Below are 19,218 nucleotides of genomic sequence, written 5' to 3'. Positions count from 1 at the left end.
GGCGGGCGGGTGATACGGACCGCTGACGCTCGGGCGACGGGCGGCCGGGCCCGGTCAGTCGGCCGTGTGGACCAACTCGCCGCCGACGTAGGTCCGCAGGACCCGGGCCCCGGCGATCCCGTCGGCCGGGCCGGTGAGGATGTCGCGGTCCAGCACGACCAGGTCGGCCCACCGGCCCGGGGCGAGCACCCCGGCGTCGTCGACGCCGTTCACATGCGCGGAGCCGGCCGTGTAGGCGGCGATCGCGGAGGCGAGGTCGAGCCGCTGCTCGGGCAGGAACACCCGGTCGTCGGTGGCGTCCGGCTCCCTCCGGTTGACGGCCACGTGCAGTCCGGCCAGCGGGTCCGGGCTGCTCACCGGCCAGTCGCTGCCCGCCGCCAGGGTGGCGCCCGCCCGCTGGAGCGCGCCGAACGGGTACTGCCACGCGGCGCGCTCCGGGCCGAGGAAGGGAATGGTCAGCTCGTCCATCTGCGGCTCGTGCGCCGCCCACAGCGGCTGGATGTTGGCGACGGCGCCGAGCCGGGCGAAGCGCGGCACGTCGTCCGGGTGGACCACCTGGAGGTGCGCCAGGTGGTGCCGGGTGCCGCGCCGGCCGTTGGCGGAGCGGGCGGCCTCGACCGCGTCCAGCGCCTCGCGCACCGCCCGGTCGCCCAGCGCGTGGAAGTGCACCTGGAAGTCCAGTGCGTCCAGGTCGGTGACGTACCCGCGCAGGGCGAGCGGATCGACGAAGCTGAGGCCGGAGTTGGCGGTCGCGCAGCCGCAGCCGTCGAGGTAGGGGCTGGTCATGGCGGCGGTGAAGTTCTCCGCGATGCCGTCCTGCATGATCTTCACCGAGCCGGCCCGGAACCGTCCGTGCGCCAACGCGGCGCGCCGCTCGACGAGTTCGGGGATCTGCTCGGCGCCCCGGTCGCGGTCCCACCAGAGCGCTCCGGTCACCCGGGCGGTCAGCGCGCCCGAGCGCGCGGCGGCCAGGTAGGCGTCGGACGGGTCGGGCTGGCCGTTGAACTCCCCGAGCAGGGCGTCCTGCCAGCCGGTGACGCCGAGCGAGTGCAGCAGCCGCTGCGCGCGCAGCAGCCCGTCCAGCCGGTCGGCGGCGGTGGCCGGCGGCAGCAGCCGGGCCACCAGGGCGGTGGCGCCTTCCTGGAGGGTGCCGCTCGGGGTGCCGTCGGGCTCCCGCTCGATCCGTCCGTCGGCCGGGTCGGGGGTGTCGCGGTCCAGGCCGGCCAGCTCCAGGGCCCGGGTGTTGGCCCAGGCGCCGTGGTGGTCGCGGTTGGTCAGGTAGACCGGGCGGTCCGCGACGACGCTGTCGAGCAGTTGGCGGGACGGCAGTCCGCCGTCGAAGCTCTCCATCGACCAGCCGCTGCCGGTGATCCACTCCTGCTCGGGGTGGGCCTCGGCGTAGTCGCGGATCCGCGTCAGGTAGTCGGTGACGCCGACCGTGCCGGTGAGGTCGCAGGCGGCCAGCTCGGCGCCGCCGAAGACCGCGTGGACGTGCGCGTCCTGGAAGCCGGGAAGCAGCAACTTTCCGGCAAGGTCGACGACTTCGGTCCCGGGACCGATCAGCTCGCGGACCTCGTCGTGGCCCACGGCGGTGATCCGTCCACCGGTCACGGCCAGGCTGGTCGCCCGGGTCCGGGCGGCGTCGCCGGTGTGCACGGGGCCGCGGGTGAAGACCAGATCGGCCTTGGTCATGGGTGGTGCTCCGTTCTCGGGTGGTACGGGGTCGTGCGGGGTCGTGCGCGGTGGTACGGAGTCCTGCGGGGTGGTGCGAGGCGGTTCAGGTGGTACGAGGTCAGCGGGTGCCGCCGAGGAAGTACGGCGAGCGCCGCCGCCAGCGGGCCCAGGCCGCCGCGGGCAGGCCGCTGACGATCATCAGTACCACCACCGAGAGCTCGAACCAGCCGTTGTCGGCGGAGAGTTCGAAATGGTCGGTGGAGTCGTAGAAGGTCCAGGCCAGATAGCCGCCGACGACGAGCAGTGTCGCCGCGCCGAGCAGCGGGCCGACGACCGCCCGCAGGCCCTCCAGCAGGTCGGTGCGCAGCAGGTGGCGGAAGCGGACGGCGGCCGCGACGGCGGTGAGCGCGTAGTAGAGGGCGACGATGATGCCGATCGCGTTGACGGCCGCCGCGATGAGGTCGTTGACGGTCGGGACGGCGACCGAGCAGAGCGCCAGCAGCACCGCGACCCCGGTGATCAGCAGGGTGCCGGTGGCGGGCGTCGAGTGCCGGGGGTGCAGCCGGGTCCACACCGGGCCGAGCACGCCGTCGCGCCCCATCGCGTAGAGCCCGCGGGCGGTCGGGATCACCGAGGACTGCAGCGAGGCCACCGCGGAGAGCATCAGCGCGATCAACGGCAGCGCGGCCAGCGGCTGGTCGGCCAGCCGGGCTCCGAAGTACGCCAGACCGTGCGCGCCGTTGTCCGCCAACTCGCCGAGCGGGAGCACCCGCTGGAAGGCCGTTCCGGCGAGCAGGAAGAGCAGCAGCATCACCACCAGGGCGAGCGTGCCGCCCCGGGAGGCGTCCCGCGGGTCGCGGACCTCCTCCCCCACGCTGAACACCGACTCGAATCCCCAGTAGCAGAACACCGCCAGCACCATGCCCTGCGCCAGGGCCTCGAAGGACGGGATCGCGAAGGGGTTGAACCACTGGAGCGAGAACGGCTGGTCGCCGGCGAACAGCCCGTACCCGCAGAAGCCGAGCAGCACCGCGTACTCGAAGACCAGCAGCGCCTTCTGCAGCCGGGCGGCCAGGTCGAGCCCGCGCACCGCGACCAGCGCGGCGCCGATCAGGACGACCAGGCCGATCAGGGTGCACTGGACGGTCGAGTCCGCGTCGAGCCGCAGGCCCGCGATGCTGCGCAGGTGGGCCAGGTCGAGGAGCTGGACGATCGAGGAGCCGGTGACGGTCGTGGTGTAGGCCATGAACACCACGGTGCCGACGGTGTTCACCCAGCCGGTGAGGAAGCCGAGCCAGGGGTTGAGCGTGCGGCCCACCCAGCGGTAGCTGCTGCCGGCGTCCGGCTCCGAGGCGTTCAGCCGTCCGTAGCCGCCCGCGATGGCGAGGACCGGGAGGAAGGCCAGCAGCATGATCGCGGGGAGGTGCAGCCCGACGACCCCGGCCATCAGGCCCAGGCCGATGCCGATGCTGCTGGTCGCGGCGGTGCTGGAGGCGGCGATGGCCGCCCCGTCGAGGAGGCCGAGCGAGCGGCGCATGGAGAGGTGGGAGCTGTCGGCGCCCGTTCTCGGACCGCCGCCCGTGGCCTTCACCGTCGATGCCAAGGGATCACCGCCTTGAGGGTGGGGTGGGGGTGGGGGAAGTGCGAGCCATGAAACCGGGGGCGCCGGGACACGTCAATGCTGTTGTCATAAGGGAGGGGGCGCCGCCCCCCGGCGCGCGGAACAATGGTGAGCGCCCTTACGCCACCGCCCCGGCCGGTCGTACGGTCGCCATCGGCCGACCGTTTCCGACCGCCGCTCCCGGTCCAGGAGGGCCCATGGAACCCCGCTGCCCCATCACCCACGTGCTCGACACCCTCGGCACCGACCTGCACGCCGAAGCCGCCCATCTGCGCACCCACGGCCCGGCCGTCCGGGTCGAACTCCCCGGCCGGGTACTGGCCTGGTCGGTGACCCGCGCCGACGTCGCCAAGCGCCTCCTCACCGACCCCCGGCTCGCCAAGAACGCCCGCCGCCACTGGCCCGACTGGATCGACGGCCGGGTCGGCCCGGACTGGCCGCTGGCCAGCTGGGTCGCGGTGGAGTCGATGTTCACCAGCGACGGCGAGGACCACCACCGGCTGCGCACGCTCACCTCGCCCTCGTTCGGCCCGCGCCGGGTGGAGGCGCTGCGGCCCCGGGTGCGGGCGATCACCGCCGCCCTGGTCGACGGGCTGCGCACGGCGGCGCCCGGCGAGCGCGTCGACCTGCACACCCGGCTGTCCTATCCGCTGCCGACCACGCTGATCTGCGACCTGTTCGGAGTCCCGGAGGAGCAGCGGCCCGAGGTGCGGCGGGTGGTGGACGGCGCCCTGGAGACCGACGCCGCCCCCGAGCACGCCAAGGCCCTGCTCGACGACCTGTTCGCCGCGATGGCCCGGCTGGCCGCCACCAAACGGGCGACGCCGGGCGACGACATGACCAGCGACCTGATCGCCACCCGCGACGCCCAGGGGTCCCGGCTGAGCGAGCCGGAGCTGGTCTCCACCCTGATCCTGATGATCGGCGCCGGGTCGGAGACCACCGTCAACCTCATCGACCACGCGGTGGCGCTGCTGCTCGCCCACCCCGGGCAGCTGGCGCTGATCCGCTCCGGCGAGGCGACCTGGCGCGACGCCATCGAGGAGACGCTGCGCCTGGAGGCACCGGTGATGCACCTGCCGATGTACTTCGCGGCCGAGGACGTCGACCTCGGCGAGGGCGTGCTGATCCGCGCCGGCGAGCCGATCCTGTTCGCCTTCGGCGCGCCCGGGCGCGACCCGGCGCTGCACCCCGACCGGCCGGAGGAGTTCGACCTCACCCGGCCCGACAAGACCCACCTGGCCTTCGGCCACGGCCGCCACTACTGCCTGGGCGCGCTGCTCGGCACGATGGAGGCCGAGGAGGCGCTGAGTGCCCTGTTCGGCGCCTTCCCAGACGTCGAACTCGCGGTTCCGGTGGAGGAGTTGCTCCCGCAGGAGTCCTTCATCGTGAACGCCCTGCAGGCCCTGCCGGTCCGGCTCACGCCCACCACCGGGTGACCGCCGCGCGGACGCCGGCACCGACTGTCGGTGGCACCGCCTACCGTACGCCCATGGACGATCGTCCCACCGTGGTGCGCCTGGAGCCCTGGTCCGAGCAGGAGGTGGACAACCCCGCGTCCAACGCGGTGTGCCGGGGCGCGGGCTTCGAGCTGCTGGGCGCCCGGGACTTCGCGTATCCGCCGGGCCGCCCGATGCGCTGCAACGACTGGCGCTTCGACCTCCGGCGGCCGTGACGCCGGGGAGACCCGGCCGCCCCGGGCCCGGTGAACGGGCCCGGGGCGAGCCGGCGGGGCGGGGTCGGACAGGGCGGGATCAGGCGGCGCTGTTGCGGCGGCGCAGCAGGAAGACGCCGGCGGCGGTGGCGAGGGCCGCCGCTCCGCCGACGGCCGCGACCTGGGGGTTGATCATCGGCACGGCCTCGGCGGGCGCGGCGCCGCCGCACTCGGCGTGGCCGATGGTCAGGTTCGCGCCGTTGAGGATCGGCAGCAGGGCGATCCGGACGGCGTTGACGGTGAGCACGCCGTTGGCGTCGGTGGTCTGCTCGTTGAGGACGATGGTGGCGACCCCGGGCACGTTGACCTGGGTGTTGGGGGCCGCACCGGCCTGCAGGGTGATCGCCGGGAGCAGCGGGACGCGGACGGTACCGCCAGCTATGAGGCCGGAGCCGGTGGCGCCGGTCGGGGTGGCGGTGCAGGTCGAGTTGACGCCGGTGAGCGAGACGGTCGCGAGGGTCAGGTCGACGCCGAGCGAGTCGACCGTGGCGGAGGCCCCCGAGGTGCCGGCCTGCGGGTCGCCGGAGGTGGTGGCGGTGAGCACCGAGTCGGTGGCGAACGGCCCGAGGTGGACGCCGGCCAGGGTGTTGGTCCCGCCCGAGGGGTAGGTGGAGGACGGCATCGGGGAGACGGAGACCAGGCTGCCGACGGCGTCCGCGGCCACCACGTAGGCCTTGGCCTGGGGCGCGGCGAGCGCGGCCCAGGCCGGTGCGGCGGTGCAGACCAGCGTGGCGGTCAGAGCGGCACCGGCGAGCAGGCGGGTGCGGTTACGACGAGAGGTCATGGTGGTGGTGCCTTTCGTGGGGACGGGAGGAGGACGACGGTCGGTGACGGTCGGGGGGACGGCGGGACCGCGCGCGGCCGTCGGGCGGGGCGCGGGCCGGGGCGCGGGCGCTCATCGCACCGGCTCGCCGAGGACGGCCGCGGGCGGCGGGGCGCTCGCGACGGTGGCAGGTGCGATGAGCGCGGGGGCGACGGGCGCGGGGGCGACGGCGACCCGGGCGGTCTTGTGCCAGGAACTGCGCCGGCACAGCATCCGCCAGGCCGCCCGGACGGCGACCAGGTAGGTCGTGGCGGCGTACAGGGCCAGCGCGAGCCCGTACCCGAGCGCGGCCCGCCGCCCGGTGCCCGGCTCGCAGCGCCGCCGGTAGAGCGGACCCCAGATCGCGAACTCGCCGACCCCCAGCAGCAGGTAGAGCGTCAGCAGCAGCGCGCCGCCCTGCCGCAGGAAGGCGAGCACGAACTCCGGGTAGACCACGAGGTTGTAGCCGAACGCCGCGATCGGCACGGTGTACACCAGCAGGCCGACGAGTTGGAGCCACGGCTGGCTCATGAAGTAGAGCACCTCCAGGAAGCCGGCCGTGCCGAACGCCCGCGAGCCCCAGATCTCCCGCAGGTAGCGGGTGCACTGCATCGAGCCCTGCGCCCAGCGCACCCGCTGGGTGATCAGCTGCCGCACGCTCCACAGCGCCTCCTGGTCGACCCAGGCGTCGGTGGTGTAGCCGTTGCGCCAGCCGGCCAGCATCAGGCGCAGGCCCAGCTCGTAGTCCTCCAGCAGGGCCTTGCCCCACGGCCGCCCGCCGCCGCGGTCCACCGAGCGCAGCGCCGAGAGCCGGGTGAACTGGCCGTTGCCGCCGACGTTGACGGTGCCGGTGCGGCGGCGGGTGATCTGCATGGCGGAGATCGGCCCGCGGAACTCGATGTCCTGGAGGCGGGCGAGCAGCCGGGCCCGCCGGTTGGCGAGCGCGCCGCGGCCGGGCAGCGGCCGGGGCACGTCGCGGTTGGACATCCGCACCTCGACCTGCACGGCCCCGATCCCGGGATCGCCGAAGAGGGCCGGTCCGGCGCACACGGCGAGCGCTCCGGGAGAGGGGCGGCCGTCGGCGTCGAGCACGCAGAGCACCACCCGTTCGGGGTCGGTGCCGGCGGGCAGCGCGGCCTCCACGGCCCGGTAGCCGGCGTTCAGCGCGTCGCCCTTGCCGGTCCGGGCCTCGGGCAGCCGCCGGGACACCAGGTGCACGGTGAGGCGGTCGCAGGTGGCGGGCCAGGTGCGGACGAGTTCGGCCGTCCGGTCCGCGGAGGCGTCGTCGACGACCCAGACGGTGGCGCCGGCGAAGTGCTCGGCGAGGTAGTCCAGGGTCGTGGCGATGACGGCCTCCTCGTCCCGGCAGGGGATCAGGAAGTGCCAGCCGAAGCCGTCCGGGTCGCCGGGCGGGGCGGGCCGGTCCCGCAGGTAGCCGCGCACGATCACCACGACGTAGGCGAGGAAGCCGATGCCCAGGACGAAGGAGAGCGAGACGGAGGTGTCCAGCAGGGTCACGGTCCGTCCTCCCCGTTCGTGCGGAGGGGTGCGGCGGCGGTGCCGCCGCTGGGCAGCAGCCATAGGTAGAGCAGGGCGGCGGCGAGGGCGGCGGCCATCATCAGCACCGAGCCGAACAGGACGTGCGTCCAGCCGAAGCCCTCGGCGCCGTACCGGTGTTGCATCACCAGCACGAGGGTCAGCCGGGCCAGGTTGGTGGCCACGACCAGTGCGGCGGCGAGCGCGAAGGCCAGCAGGACGCGGCCGGGCCGGCGGTTGCCGAAGAGCAGCAGCAGGGCGGTCACCAGGGCGAGCGGGGCGATCAGCAGCGCGCTGCTGCAGCCGGTGCTCAGGGCCACTCCGCGGTCCAGGCCGGTGTGGTCGCCCGCGTACAGCACGGGGGCGCTCGGACCTTCGAGCAGCAGGGTGCGCATGCCCAGGAGGTGCTCGACGAGCCACGCCGTGCCGCGGCTCTCCTGGGAGCGGTAGGCGCGTTCGCCGGCCACCAGGGAGCCGCACACGCCGAGCAGCGCGGCGCCGCAGAGCATCCCGACCGGGGAGCGCCCGGTGCGGGTCGCCGCGCGCGGGCGGGGTGCGAGCGGGTGCGGCAGGGATTCGGTCATGGCGCGGCTCAGTCCTCGCCCGGGCCCTCGCCGCGGCGCAGTCGGCTGCGGCGGAGCAGTCCGAGCCCGAGCAGCACCATGGCCACCGCGGCCGTCGCCGTGACGCCGAGGCCCACCGATCCGGTCGCCGCCAGGGCGCCGCCGCCGGCTGCCGGCGGCAGTCCGCCGGCCACAGGTCCGTACATGGGGGAATTCCTCTCGTCGGAGAACCGGGGTCATACGAGGGGGGTTGCCGCGCAGCGGAAGGGATGCGGGCGAATTCGGTGAGCACCCGGACACAGGGGGGGCAGCACCGGGCACATCGGAACGGCCCAGGCGGGGAGGAACGTTACCGCGATGCCACCGCGGATCGAACTCCCTTTCTGGTGGCACATCATGGAACGAAAATCAGACTTCTGATGGTCCGTATTCGCACGATGCTTCCCGCGAAAGAGCCGAACGGCGTGTCGACGGCATGTCAACGGAGTGTCGCGGCGACCCGCCGTACCGCCATTCGGGGGACATTGATCACCAACGGTTGCCGCGGCTCAGCGCCGATGGCCATGTTGTGACACGTAGTCCGAGCACTCCGAGCGTTCGATCGGATGCACCGTCAAGGGAGCCCGAATGCCCTCAGCCGACATAGCCGTGGTCCTCGGCACCCGACCGGAAATCGTCAAACTCGCCGGTGTGGTGCGGCTCCTGGAGGACGCCGCCCGCATCGTGTGGACCGGTCAGCACTGGGATCCCGGCCTCACCACCGCCTTCTTCCGGCAGTACGCGCTCCCCCGCCCGCACATCACGCTCAGCGGCGTCGCCGGCGAGGCCCGGGGCCGACAGATCGGCCGGATGGTCAGCGCGCTCAGCGACCACTTCACCGAGCACCCGCCCGCCGCCGTCGTCGTCCAGGGCGACACCAACTCCGCCGCCGCCGGCGCACTGGCCGCCCACTGCGCGGGCGTGCCCGTCGTCCACGTCGAGGCCGGACTGCGCTCCTTCGACCCCGACATGCCCGAGGAGGCCAACCGCCGGCTCATCGCCCCGCTCGCCGACCTGCACTGCGCCCCGACCGCGACCGCCGCCGCCCACCTGCTGCGCGAGGGCATCGAGGCGGAGCAGGTGGTGGTCACCGGCAACACCGTCGTCGAGGCCACCCTGGAATCACTGCCCGGACCGGTCGAGGCCCGCGCCGTCCTGGACGGATTCGGGCTGCGCCCCAACCGCTATCTGCTGGCCACCCTGCACCGGCCGGAGAACACCGACGACCCCGCCCGGCTCGGCCGGATCCTCGGCCAACTCGCCGCGCTGGACCTGCCGGTGGTGCTGCCGCTGCATCCGCGCACCCGGGCGGCGATCGAACGGTTCGGGCTCTCCGGCGCGCTCGCCGGGCTGCGCCCGGTGCCCCCGGTCGACCACCGCACCTTCCTCGCCCTGGCCGCCGGCTGCCGGCTGCTGGTCTCGGACTCCGGCGGGGTCCAGGAGGAGTGCACGGTCCTCAAGCGGCCGCTGATCGTGGTCCGCAACTCCACCGAACGGCCCGAGGCGGTCCGCTCCGGCTTCGCCCGGCTGGTCCGGCCCGGTGCCGAACTCGACGTCGCGCTCCGGGAGTTGCTCGCCGATCCGGAGGCCGTCGGGGCGCTCGCCGGGCGGCCCTCCCCGTACGGCAACGGCACCGCCAGCGCGGAGATCGTCGCCGCCGTCCGCTCCCGCTACCTCGCCGAGGACCGCGCGCGGCTGCTCTGCGCCGGGTGAGCCGGTTCGCCTCTAGGGCCGACCGCTGCCGGACCCGGGCCCGCCGAGGCGAAGGTTCCAGCGGCCCACCCACCCGGTCAGTTCGACGCCGGCCAGCGGGGGCACGTCGAGCCGCCGGAAGGCCTGGTCCGTGACGCCGAGGGCGTGCACCGCGGCGGCCCGCACCACGTCCGGCTCGGCGACCACCAGCACCCGGCCGCCCAGCACCGCCGCCGTGCCGTCCAGCCAGCCGCCCACCCGGGCGCACAGCTCCCGCACCGATTCGCCGCCGTGCGGCGCCGCCGCCGGGTCGGACAGCCACGCCCGCACCACCTGCGGCTCCTCGGCCACCACCTCGTCGAGGGTCCGCCCGCTCCAGCGGCCCGTCGCACAGCCGCGCAGCTCGGGCTCGTCCACGGCGTCGGACAGCCCCAGCTCCTCGGCGGTGCGGCGGCAGCGGGCGGAGGGCGAGACGAACCGCAGGGCCGCCGCCGGCAGGCCCGGCCCGGCGGCGCGGGCGGCGCGCACCCCGGCGGCGTCGAGCGGATCGCCCCCGTCCACGGACCCTTCGCCGCCGAACCGGGCCTGCCGCAGCTCCGGCCCGATCGCCGGAGCGACGAAGATCACCCGTACCGTCATGCCCTTCCCCCTTCGTACACCTGTGACCCTTGGCAGTCCCCCGGACCAGCGGCTTCCGGGCCCTGCGGCGGACGATTGCGCAGCTCGCGGCGCGGCAACGATTCGGCGTACGCCCTTGGCTCCGCCGTCACCGGGCGCTACGGTCTCACCCGACAACTGAAGACGACGGCGAGACGGAAGCCCGGTGGAAATCCGGCACGGTCGCGCCACTGTAAGCCGGAACCGGCCGCCTCACGCAACGGCGGGGTCCGGCGAGTCAGACCCGACCGCCGTCGTCAGAGCTCCACCGAACGGGACGCGTGTTTCCCCCAGGAGGTCCTGCCATGGCCCAGTCCGTCCTCTCCCCCAGCCTGCCCGCGGGCGGTTCCGCCCCGGCCACGCTGCCGATCCGCGCCATCCTTCCCTGGGCGCTGTTCCTCGGCACCCTGATGCTGGTCCTGCTCTACTTCGTCGGTGCCGAACAGGGCGCCACCTCCGTGTTCTCCGGGGCCACCGTGCACGAGTGGGTGCACGACGGCCGCCACCTGCTCGGCTTCCCGTGCCACTGAGCGGAGACCACGCACCGATGAACGACTCCGCATCCATGCCCTCGGGCACCGTCGGAAAGCTGCTGCTGCGCGGTCTGCTGGCCGGCCTGGTCGCCGGGCTGGTGGCCTTCGTCTTCGCCTACACCGTCGGCGAGGGCCCCGTCTCGGACGCCATCGCCCAGGAGCAGTCGCAGTCCGCCCCGGCCGGGCACCACCACGACCACGGCGGCGGGGCCGGTTCCGCCGCCGGCCCGGCGGACTCCCACGAGGCCGCCGACGCCGCCCCGGCCAAGTCCACCGGCGAGGAGGAGGAACTGGTCAGCCGGGACCTCCAGTCCACCGCCGGCCTCGCCACCGGCGTGCTCGTCTACGGCGTCGCCGTCGGCGGCATCGCGGCGCTGGCGTTCTGCTTCGCCCTCGGCCGGGTCGGCCGGTTCGGCCCCCGGGCCACCGCCGCACTCGTCGCGGGCGCCGCGTTCACCACCGTCTACCTGGTGCCGTTCCTCAAGTACCCGGCGATGCCGCCGGCGGTCGGCAATCCGGACACCATCGGGAAGCGCACCGCGCTGTTCTTCCTGATGATCGCGCTCAGCGTGCTGATCGGCACGGCCGCGGTGATCACCGGCCGGCGGCTGGCACCGCGCCTGGGCACCTGGAACGCCGTCCTCGCGGCCGGCCTCGGCTACGTCGCGGTGATGGCCGTGCTCTCCTTCGTGCTGCCGGACAACGACGACGCCATCCCGGACGGCTTCCCGGCCGGGCTGCTGTGGGACTTCCGGCTCGCCTCGATCGGCCTGCAGGCCGTGCTGTGGACCGGTTTCGCCCTGGTCTTCGGCGCCCTGGCGCAGCGGATGCTCGCCCCGGCGGCACCCGCCGCGGAAAAGACAGCCGTCCCCGCTCCGGCGGTCTGACCCACTCCCCCGGTCCCCACTCCCCGTCCCTCCTCCCCAGCACACGACTCGACCCTGCCGATGGCGCGCCGGCGGGGTCGAGTCGCACGTGCGCCCCCCGTGCGGGTTTGGCAGCATCGGACTCGGACGGACGCCGGGCTCCGGGGCGTCCCCGAGCGGAGGAGGGAACGGCCGATGCGCGGCAGGAACGGCCCGACCTCGGGCCATGGCGCCGGTCCGGCCCGGCGCGCCCCGCCATGACCGCAGGACGCGGGCGCTCGCGGCGCCCCGGCAGGCCCGGGACCGCCCTTCGCACCGGGCCGGACCGGGCCGCCCGCCGCGCGGCCACCCGCAACGCCGACCGAACGGGCGAACGAGTGCCGCCCGGACTGCGGACCGCCGCCGGCTACGCCTGGCGGCTGGTCGCCCTCGGTGTTTCCGCCTACCTGGCCGTCACCGTCCTCAGCCGGCTCCAACTGCCGGTGATCGCGGTGTTCCTCGCCCTGGTCATCACCTCGGTCCTGCGCCCGCCGGTCGATCTGCTGGCCCGGGCGCTGCCCCGTTCGCTGGCCGTGCTTTTCACCCTGGTGGGCTCCGCCGTGCTGGTGGGCGGGATCCTCGCCCTGGTCGGCACGACCGTCGCCGTGGAGTGGGGCCGGCTCGGCGACGAGTTGCACGGCGGGTTCGGCCGGATCGACCGCTGGCTCAGCGGGGCCCCCTTCCATCTGCGCCCCGGCGCGGCCGGCGACCTCAGGTCCCGGATCGGCGACTACCTCTCCGCCCACCGTTCCGCGCTGCTCAGCACCGCGCTCAGCGGCGCCGGGCGGGCCGTCGAGCTGCTCACCGGGCTGGCGCTCGCGGTGTTCTGCGCGATCTTCTTCCTGCACTCCGGCGACCGGATGTGGAGCTGGGGAGTGCACCAGCTCCCCACCCGCACCCGCCCGGTGTGGCAGCGGGCGGGCCAGGCCGCGTGGCACACCTTCGCCGGTTACACCCGCGGCGTGCTGATCGTCGCGGCGACCAACGCCGTCCTGGTCGGCATCGCGCTCGCCGTCCTCCGGGTGCCGCTGGTACTGCCCCTGGTGGTCCTGGAGTTCGTCGCCACCCTCATCCCGCTGATCGGCTCCCCGATCGCACTGGCGATCGCCGCCCTGGTCGCCCTGGCCGCCCGCGGCCCGGTGGTGGCCCTGCTGGTCCTCGGCCTGATCGTGGTGATCGGCCAGATCGAGGGCCACCTCCTCCACCCCCTGGTCCTCGGCTGGTCGGTGCGCATCCACCCGGTCGCCATCGCCCTGTCCGTCGCCGGCGGCGCCGTCCTCGGCGGGGTCCTGGGCGCCCTGGTGGCCGTCCCGGTGGTGTCCGTCGCCTGGGCGGTGACCGGCGCCCTGCGCCACGACTCCCCCGACGGCTGAGCAACGCACCGGCCACCAGGGACCGTCCTCGGTCACCCGGTGGCCGGTGCGTTCGGGCGTACCGGTCACTTGCGGCAAGGTCACTTGGCGGCCCGGTCGAACACCGCCTTCGACCAGCGGTAGCCGAGTACGGCCAGCCCCAGGCACCAGGCCACGGCGATCCACCCGCTGTTGCCGATGCCGGTGCCGAGCAGCAGCCCGCGCAGGGTCTCGATGGCCGGGGTGAACGGCTGGTACTGGGCGATCGGCTGGAACCACCCCGGCATCGCGTCCACCGGGACGAAGGCGCTGGAGACCAGCGGCAGGAAGATCAGCGGCAGGGCGTTGTTGCTCGCCGCCTCGGCGTTCGGGCTGACCATGCCCATCCCGACCGCGATCCAGGTGAGCGCCAGGGCGAACAGCGTGAGCAGCCCGAAGGCGGCGAGCCATTCCAGCACCGTCGCGTCGGTGGAACGGAAGCCGATGGCCACGCCGACGGCGCCGACGACGACCGCGCTGGCGACCGCCTGCAGCACACTGCCGACCACGTGACCGATCAGCACGGACCCCCGGTGGATCGCCATCGTGCGGAACCGGTCGATGATGCCCTCGGTCATGTCGTTCGCGATGGAGACCGCCGCGCCGACCGTGGTGCCGCTGATGGTCATCAGCACGATGCCCGGAACGAGGTACGCGATGTACTCGGCGCGGTCGGCGCCACCGCCGCCGATGCCCGCGCTCATCACGTCGCCGAAGATGTAGACGAACAGCAGCAGCAGGACGACCGGCGTCAGCAGCAGGTTGAGGGTCAGCGAGGGGTAGCGGCGGGCGTGCAGCAGATTGCGCCGCAGCATCGTCGCCGAGTCGCGCAGAGCGAGCGGGACGGAGCTCATCGGACAGCCTCCTCGGGCTGGTTCGGAGGGGTGGACCCGCCGGTCAGGGCGAAGAACACGTCGTCGAGGTCGGGTGTGTGCACGGTGAGTTCGTCGGCCTCGATGCCGGCGGCGTCCAGGCGGTCGAGGATCGCGCGCAGTTCGCGCTGACTGCCGTCGTTGGGGATCCGCAGCGCGAGCGCCTCGTCGTCCCGGACGGCGTCGGCCAGCACGGCGGCGGCCGAGCGATGGGCCGCCGCGTCGGAGAAGCGGAGCCGGACGTATCCGCCGGGGATCGGCCGCTTTAGCTCGTCGGCGGTGCCGTCGGCCACGATCCTGCCGCCGTGGAGCACCGCGATGCGGTCGGCGAGTTCGTCGGCCTCCTCCAGGTACTGGGTGGTGAGGAGGACGGTGACGCCGCCGGCGACCAGTTCCCGGACGACCTGCCACATGGCGTGCCGGGAACGCGGGTCGAGGCCGGTGGTCGGCTCGTCGAGGAAGATGATCCGCGGGTTGCCGACCAGGGTCATGGCGATGTCGAGCCGCCGCCTCATGCCGCCCGAGTAGGTGGAGGCGGGCTTCCCGGCGGCCTCGGCGAGGTCGAACCGCTCCAGCAGCTCGGCCGTGACCCGCCGTCCCTCCTGCCTGGACAGGTGGTGCAGGTCCGCCATCAGGCGCATGTTCTCCTCGCCGGTGATCAGGCCGTCCACGGCGGAGAACTGCCCGGTGACGCCGATCGCGGCGCGCACGCCGTCCGGGGCGGCGGCGATGTCGTGGCCCGCGACCCGGGCCTGCCCGCCGTCGGGCTTGATCAGGGTGGAGAGGATCTTCACGACGGTGGTCTTTCCGGCGCCGTTGGGTCCGAGCAGCGCGAACACGGTGCCGGCCGGGATGCTCAGATCGACGCCGTCGAGGACGATCTTGTCGCCGTAGGACTTGCGCAGGCCGACGGCGGTGACCGCGGCGGGCGCCTGCGGGCCGGGCGACCGCCTCGGCGCGGGCATGGCAGAAGACGGCATGGGGTCCTCCCGTTCGAGGGCTGGCTGGCGGAGAGCGCGGGCGAGTCGGGACGCTACGGGATCGACGGGCGATGTGCGGCCCGAAGGCGCCACGAGGCCTGAAGGTGCCAAAGGGTCTGAGGGTGCCGGCGGGCCTGAGGCTGCGGCGGGATCGGGGGCACCACGGGACCGGGGGCGCCCCGGGGCTGAACGGCGGTCAGGCCTTGGCGCGGACGATGTCGATGTTGCCGTAGCGGGTGCGGGCGTGGAGCTTGACGGCGTCCTCGGTCTCCGCCGGGGCGTCGGAGGCGGCGAGCAGGTTGCGGACCTGCCCGGACACCGAGCTGACGTCGAGCCAGGCGGCCGTGCCCTCGCGGATGCCGACCTCGATGGCGCCGTAGGAGGTCTCCAGCTGGACGGTGCCGCGGGCGACCTCCCCGACCCGCAGGGTGCCGTGGGCCGTGGTGGCGGTGACCGAGGCCTCGGCGCGCCGGATCTCGATGTCGCCGTTGGCGCCGCTCACCCGCAGGTCGCCGGTCGCGGCGCCGACGGTCGTGGTGCCGTGCGAGTTCTTCAGCACGGCCGGGCCGTCGGCGAGGCCGACGCGCAGGCTGCCGGAACTGGTGGTGATCTCGGCCCGGCCCTCGACGCGGTCCACGGTGATCGACCCGTGCGAGGCCGTCAGCGTGAGCGGACCGGTCGCATCGAGGCGGACGTCACCGGCGGAGGTCTTCACCCGGACCTCGCCGAGCCGCCCCTCGCCCAGTACCTGGGCCCAGGCGCCGGTCAGGTCGACGCGCGAACCCGCCGGCAGCTCCACCGTCACGTCGACGGTACCGGTGCGCCCGACGAGGTAGCGCGGCCTGGGCGTCCTGACGGTCAGCGCCCCGTTGGCGTACCCGACCTCGGTCTGCTCGGCGGCCCGCACGTCCAGGTCCTTCTTCGGGTCGCGCGGCCGCACCTCCACGGCGGTGTCGGTGCGGTCCTCCGCGACGAAGCGGATCGAACCGGCCTCCACGTGCGCGGTCACCGAGATCGGTTCCGGGGTGTCGAAAGAAGGCATGGTGTGCCCCGTTCTCCGGGCGTTCGGCCCAGGTTGCTCTGATGCTCTGGCTGACCTCCGGAACGAGGTCCATGACGCTATGGTGGCATCACTTTGGCACCATCGCAAGCCATTCTGGCTGCGGGATGGCGGCAAGAGCTCCCGAGGCGTGGATCCGAAGGCGCCGCCGGCGCCGCAATCGGCGGGGACCGCCCACGGATCCGGCTCACTCAGCACCCACCGTGGCGCCCTTCGACGCCTGGCGACGCCACCGTGGCGTCACTGCGATGCCGTCGAGCTGTCCGCCGGACCTACCGGCGGCGGAGCACCTGGGCCCTCAGCCCGTTCCGGAAGTCGGAGACCAGCCGCCACGGCGGAGCCTCCGGCACGAGTTCGAGGCCGGGGAGCTCCGCGAGACGATGCGCTCGCGCAGGGGGCGGTGGTGCGGCGGGCGGACGCGGCTGCGCCCGACGGCCGCCGGGATCCCGTAGGGTCGGCCAATGGCGAAGTACTTCGATGTGCATCCAGAGTCCCCCCAGCCGCGCACCATCGGCACCGTGGCCGACACTCTCAGGTCCGGGGGTCTTGTCGCCTACCCGACCGACTCCTGCTTCGCCCTGGGCTGTCAGCTGGACAACCGCGACGGCCTGGAGCGGATCCGATCGATCCGGCGCCTCGACGAGCGCCACCACTTCACCCTGATGTGCGTGGACTTCGCACAGCTGGGGCAGTTCGTCCAGCTCGACAACAACGTCTTCCGCGCCGTCAAGGCGGCCACCCCGGGCAGCTACACCTTCATCCTCCCCGCCACCAAGGAGGTCCCCCGCCGTCTGATGCACCCGAAGAAGAAGACGGTCGGCGTCCGGATCCCCGACCACGCCGTCACCCGGGCCCTGCTCGCCGAACTCGGCGAGCCGCTGGTCTCCAGCACCCTGCTCCTCCCCGGCGACGACGAGCCGATGACCCAGGGGTGGGAGATCAAGGAGCGCCTCGACCACGTGCTGGACGCCGTGGTGGACTCGGGCGACTGCGGCACGGTGCCGACGACGGTGGTCGACTTCTCCGGTGGCGGGCCGGAGATCGTCCGGCGGGGAGCCGGCGACGTCACCCGCTTCGAGTGACGGGCCGCGTGAGTCGCCCGGGCACCCGGGCGGCTCACGCGAGTCGGGCGGCACGGGCGGCTCGGGCGGCTCAGGCCGCGACGAGGTCCGTGAGCTCGCGCAGGTCGACGCCGCGGCGCAGGGCGCGCAGGTCGTCCTGGAGGTCGGACGGCGGGACGGCGAGCACGGTGCAGCGGGCGTGGGTGAGGCAGTAGCGGCTCACCGATCCGCCCTGGAACAGGCGGCGCACCGTGGTGCGCAGGGTGCCGTGCCGGCCCGCGCCGACCACCAGCAGGTCGTCCGGCCGGTCGGCCAGCGAGGTCAGCACCGGGCCGACCTCGCCGCGCACCACCTGGGGCTCCACCCGGACCCCGGCCGGGAGCCCGCCGAACGCCTCGTCCAGGGCCTGCTCCAGGCGCGCGTCGGCCATGCCCTGCCAGGCGCGGAGCAGCGGCGGGCAGGGGCGCAGCCGGTAGTTGTACTCGCCGCCGGCCGGCGTCCAGGCCAGCACCGGCACCAGGACGGCGCCCCGGTCGCGCGCCTCGTCCGCTGCCCGGTGCAGGGCGGTGAGGCTGTGCAACGATCCGCTGACTCCGACGATGACGCGCGCGCCGTCCGACATGATCCTTCGCTTTCCGGTGTTCGATCCGCTGAATGCTTATGGATTATGGTTCCATAGGGCGCAAGGGCCTGCAAATCGAAGGCTTTCACTGTATATGACCTTGCATCGCGCCGACTCGTCCGGCCGCCGGGCCGAATTCGGTGGCGCCGCCCGGCCGAGCGGTCCACGCTGGCGGCGTGACAGCACCGAACAGCACTGCTCCAGAGCCTGCGGACCGGGTGGACCGGGTGGCCCCTGTGGAGCCGAAGCGCCGGATCCGCGCCCTCCACACCGGACGGTGCCCGTCACCGACGTCACGCCGCTCGTGCGGCGGGTCCACGGCCATCTGCGCCACGGCGAGCCGGAGGCCGCACGGCTGCTGCTGCCCGACGAGCGGCCGTACCCGGTGGCGGACGGCCTGCCGGCCCACGTCGGCGGGTGACCGGCAGCGGGGCGGCATACGATCAGGGCGTGTCCAAGTCTCGTGATTGCTCGTCAACGACCGCCACGGCCGCCTGCGCGCCCGGGTGGGCGGCGTGTTCCAAGGACTCCCTGCTGTCCATCGGGTCGGTGGGATCGGTCCTGTCGATCGGGTCGGTCGGGTCGGTGCTCTCGATCGGATCGGCCGGCAGCTTCCTGTCCATCGGCTCGGCCGGATCGGCGGCCTCCGTGCTGTCGGCCGGATCATGGCTGAGCGTCGGCTCGCTGCTCTCCGCGAACTCGCGCTGGTCGGTGCTGTCCTGGCGCTCCCGGGGCGGGGTGCTGGCCGCCGGTGCGGTGGCGCTCACCGTGGGCGCGGTGCTCACCCGCGGGGCGCGGACGCCGCGCCGCGGCCGGTAGGACCCGGCGTGGGTGCGCGGCTGCTGCGCAATCCGGCGTTCTGGTACGTGAGCGCGCTGGCCGCGATGTGGCCGGTGCTGCGGCTGCTGCCGGCCGAGCGGGTGCTGGCGCTGCGCGAGTGGGCGTCGACCGACCTGGACAATCTGCGCCCCTGGCCGGACGGCCACCCGGTCGGCTCGCTGACGGTGTCGGCGTTCGTCCCGCAGGACACCGTCTGGATCTGGCCGGTGTTCGCGCTGTCCGTCTTCGCGGTGGTCGGGGCGCTCGGCGGCCGGCGGGCGGTGGCGGTACTGGCCCTGGTGCACGTGGTGGCGACCGCGCTGACCGAGGGTCTGGTCCGGTGGCGGATCGACCACGGCGCGCTGCCGCCCGAGGCGGCGCACGCCCTGGACACCGGCCCTTCCTACGTGGTGGTCGCGGCACTGGCGGTGGCGGCCTGCCGGGCCCGCCCGGTGTGGTCGCGGGTGCTCTGGCTGCTCATGCTCGCGGTCGCGGCGCCCACCCTGCTCGGCGGCGTCACGGACGGCGAGGTCGCCGCCGTGGGACACCTGGTCTCGCTGCTCGCGGGGCTCGCCGTCGCGGTCGCGCACCGACTGGGCCTGCGCCCGGTGGCCCGCCGGAGCGCCACCCCGTCGGCGCCGCGCCAGGCCTCGGACCGCGTGCCGTCGAACTGAGGG

The 19,218-nt window shown here is 74.1% G+C and carries 21 protein-coding genes and 1 riboswitch; of the genes, 10 read left to right on the top strand and 11 right to left on the bottom strand.

All coding sequences use genetic code 11. The features are described from left to right. Nucleotides 1-54: 54 nt before the first annotated feature. Both ACFVUH_RS24415 and ACFVUH_RS24410 read right to left on the bottom strand, forming a co-directional pair. Nucleotides 55-1,692 (bottom strand): amidohydrolase, encoded by a 1,638-nt coding sequence (locus tag ACFVUH_RS24415; RefSeq protein ID WP_387915341.1) that lies wholly within the window; start codon nucleotides 1,690-1,692, stop codon nucleotides 55-57. Between the two features lie 100 nt (nucleotides 1,693-1,792). Continuing rightward, the gene (locus ACFVUH_RS24410) at nucleotides 1,793-3,211 is read right to left on the bottom strand and encodes an APC family permease (RefSeq protein ID WP_355367438.1); all 1,419 of its coding nucleotides are present in this window, start codon (nucleotides 3,209-3,211) and stop codon (nucleotides 1,793-1,795) included. Nucleotides 3,212-3,492: 281 nt separating this feature from the next. On the opposite strand from ACFVUH_RS24410, the gene ACFVUH_RS24405 reads away from it, so the two are divergent. Together ACFVUH_RS24405 and ACFVUH_RS24400 are read left to right on the top strand one after the other, a co-directional pair. Beyond that, the gene (locus tag ACFVUH_RS24405) at nucleotides 3,493-4,734 is read left to right on the top strand and encodes a cytochrome P450 (protein ID WP_355367273.1); all 1,242 of its coding nucleotides are present in this window, start codon (nucleotides 3,493-3,495) and stop codon (nucleotides 4,732-4,734) included. 53 nt (nucleotides 4,735-4,787) lie between these two features. Further along, nucleotides 4,788-4,970: a hypothetical protein gene (locus ACFVUH_RS24400; protein WP_387915340.1), complete on the top strand. Its 183-nt coding sequence runs from the start codon at nucleotides 4,788-4,790 to the stop codon at nucleotides 4,968-4,970. 79 nt (nucleotides 4,971-5,049) lie between these two features. Here the strand turns inward: ACFVUH_RS24400 and ACFVUH_RS24395 are convergent, their stop codons facing one another. From ACFVUH_RS24395 to ACFVUH_RS24380, 4 genes are all read right to left on the bottom strand, one after another. Continuing rightward, nucleotides 5,050-5,793: a choice-of-anchor P family protein gene (locus ACFVUH_RS24395; RefSeq protein WP_355367279.1), complete on the bottom strand. Its 744-nt coding sequence runs from the start codon at nucleotides 5,791-5,793 to the stop codon at nucleotides 5,050-5,052. A gap of 111 nt (nucleotides 5,794-5,904) precedes the next feature. Beyond that, nucleotides 5,905-7,329: a glycosyltransferase gene (locus ACFVUH_RS24390; RefSeq protein WP_387915339.1), complete on the bottom strand. Its 1,425-nt coding sequence runs from the start codon at nucleotides 7,327-7,329 to the stop codon at nucleotides 5,905-5,907. Beyond that, nucleotides 7,326-7,931, bottom strand: a complete 606-nt coding sequence (locus ACFVUH_RS24385) for an archaeosortase/exosortase family protein (RefSeq protein WP_387915338.1) — start codon at nucleotides 7,929-7,931, stop codon at nucleotides 7,326-7,328. Before ACFVUH_RS24385 ends, ACFVUH_RS24390 begins: the two co-directional genes overlap by 4 nt. 8 nt (nucleotides 7,932-7,939) lie before the next feature. Beyond that, entirely contained in the window at nucleotides 7,940-8,116 is a 177-nt protein-coding gene (locus tag ACFVUH_RS24380) for a hypothetical protein (protein WP_355367288.1), read from the bottom strand. A 421-nt stretch (nucleotides 8,117-8,537) separates the two neighbouring features. Here ACFVUH_RS24380 and wecB point away from each other — a divergent pair, with 421 nt between their 5' ends. After that, entirely contained in the window at nucleotides 8,538-9,662 is a 1,125-nt protein-coding gene (gene wecB / locus ACFVUH_RS24375; protein ID WP_355367291.1) for a non-hydrolyzing UDP-N-acetylglucosamine 2-epimerase, read from the top strand. Between the two features lie 12 nt (nucleotides 9,663-9,674). On the opposite strand, the gene ACFVUH_RS24370 is transcribed toward wecB, so the two are convergent. Next, a complete protein-coding gene (locus ACFVUH_RS24370; RefSeq protein WP_387915337.1) occupies nucleotides 9,675-10,280 on the bottom strand; it encodes a histidine phosphatase family protein in 606 nt (201 codons plus the stop codon). 175 nt (nucleotides 10,281-10,455) lie between these two features. Then, a riboswitch (cobalamin riboswitch) is annotated at nucleotides 10,456-10,542 on the top strand. Between the two features lie 61 nt (nucleotides 10,543-10,603). Between ACFVUH_RS24370 and ACFVUH_RS24365 the strand changes: the two genes are divergently transcribed. The 3 genes from ACFVUH_RS24365 to ACFVUH_RS24355 all read left to right on the top strand — a co-directional run bounded on the left by ACFVUH_RS24365 (nucleotide 10,604) and on the right by ACFVUH_RS24355 (nucleotide 13,109). After that, complete coding sequence (locus ACFVUH_RS24365) at nucleotides 10,604-10,828, top strand: CbtB-domain containing protein (RefSeq protein WP_355367297.1); 225 nt, start codon at nucleotides 10,604-10,606, stop codon at nucleotides 10,826-10,828. A gap of 35 nt (nucleotides 10,829-10,863) precedes the next feature. Further along, on the top strand, nucleotides 10,864-11,718 hold the full coding sequence (locus ACFVUH_RS24360; RefSeq protein ID WP_387915444.1) for a CbtA family protein: 855 nt from the start codon (nucleotides 10,864-10,866) through the stop codon (nucleotides 11,716-11,718). Nucleotides 11,719-11,954: 236 nt separating this feature from the next. Next, complete coding sequence (locus ACFVUH_RS24355) at nucleotides 11,955-13,109, top strand: AI-2E family transporter (protein ID WP_387915336.1); 1,155 nt, start codon at nucleotides 11,955-11,957, stop codon at nucleotides 13,107-13,109. 80 nt (nucleotides 13,110-13,189) lie between these two features. Here the strand turns inward: ACFVUH_RS24355 and ACFVUH_RS24350 are convergent, their stop codons facing one another. From ACFVUH_RS24350 to ACFVUH_RS24340, 3 genes are all read right to left on the bottom strand, one after another. Next, entirely contained in the window at nucleotides 13,190-13,981 is a 792-nt protein-coding gene (locus tag ACFVUH_RS24350; protein WP_355367303.1) for an ABC transporter permease, read from the bottom strand. After that, nucleotides 13,978-14,979, bottom strand: coding sequence for an ATP-binding cassette domain-containing protein (locus ACFVUH_RS24345; protein WP_387915335.1), 1,002 nt, complete (start codon nucleotides 14,977-14,979; stop codon nucleotides 13,978-13,980). The genes ACFVUH_RS24350 and ACFVUH_RS24345 overlap by 4 nt, the downstream gene beginning before the upstream one ends. A gap of 196 nt (nucleotides 14,980-15,175) precedes the next feature. Next, a complete protein-coding gene (locus ACFVUH_RS24340) occupies nucleotides 15,176-16,021 on the bottom strand; it encodes a DUF4097 domain-containing protein (RefSeq protein ID WP_387915334.1) in 846 nt (281 codons plus the stop codon). Between the two features lie 479 nt (nucleotides 16,022-16,500). Here ACFVUH_RS24340 and ACFVUH_RS24335 point away from each other — a divergent pair, with 479 nt between their 5' ends. Next, a complete protein-coding gene (locus ACFVUH_RS24335; RefSeq protein ID WP_355367312.1) occupies nucleotides 16,501-17,121 on the top strand; it encodes an L-threonylcarbamoyladenylate synthase in 621 nt (206 codons plus the stop codon). Between the two features lie 70 nt (nucleotides 17,122-17,191). Here ACFVUH_RS24335 and ACFVUH_RS24330 read toward each other — a convergent pair whose 3' ends face one another. Beyond that, nucleotides 17,192-17,722: a universal stress protein gene (locus ACFVUH_RS24330; RefSeq protein WP_355367316.1), complete on the bottom strand. Its 531-nt coding sequence runs from the start codon at nucleotides 17,720-17,722 to the stop codon at nucleotides 17,192-17,194. A gap of 277 nt (nucleotides 17,723-17,999) precedes the next feature. Between ACFVUH_RS24330 and ACFVUH_RS24325 the strand changes: the two genes are divergently transcribed. The 3 genes from ACFVUH_RS24325 to ACFVUH_RS24315 all read left to right on the top strand — a co-directional run bounded on the left by ACFVUH_RS24325 (nucleotide 18,000) and on the right by ACFVUH_RS24315 (nucleotide 19,215). Continuing rightward, nucleotides 18,000-18,143, top strand: coding sequence for a hypothetical protein (locus ACFVUH_RS24325; RefSeq protein WP_387915333.1), 144 nt, complete (start codon nucleotides 18,000-18,002; stop codon nucleotides 18,141-18,143). 110 nt (nucleotides 18,144-18,253) lie between these two features. Then, complete coding sequence (locus ACFVUH_RS24320) at nucleotides 18,254-18,541, top strand: hypothetical protein (protein ID WP_355367444.1); 288 nt, start codon at nucleotides 18,254-18,256, stop codon at nucleotides 18,539-18,541. Nucleotides 18,542-18,549: 8 nt separating this feature from the next. After that, complete coding sequence (locus tag ACFVUH_RS24315) at nucleotides 18,550-19,215, top strand: rhomboid-like protein (protein WP_387915332.1); 666 nt, start codon at nucleotides 18,550-18,552, stop codon at nucleotides 19,213-19,215. The last annotated feature ends 3 nt before the right edge of the window (nucleotides 19,216-19,218 follow it).

Origin of the sequence: Kitasatospora sp. NPDC058032 (assembly GCF_042885845.1) — a bacterium.
In the GTDB taxonomy this organism is placed as follows: domain Bacteria; phylum Actinomycetota; class Actinomycetes; order Streptomycetales; family Streptomycetaceae; genus Kitasatospora.
Note: the sequence above shows the minus strand (reverse complement) of the source record. Positions and strands in the feature narration are given on the sequence as shown.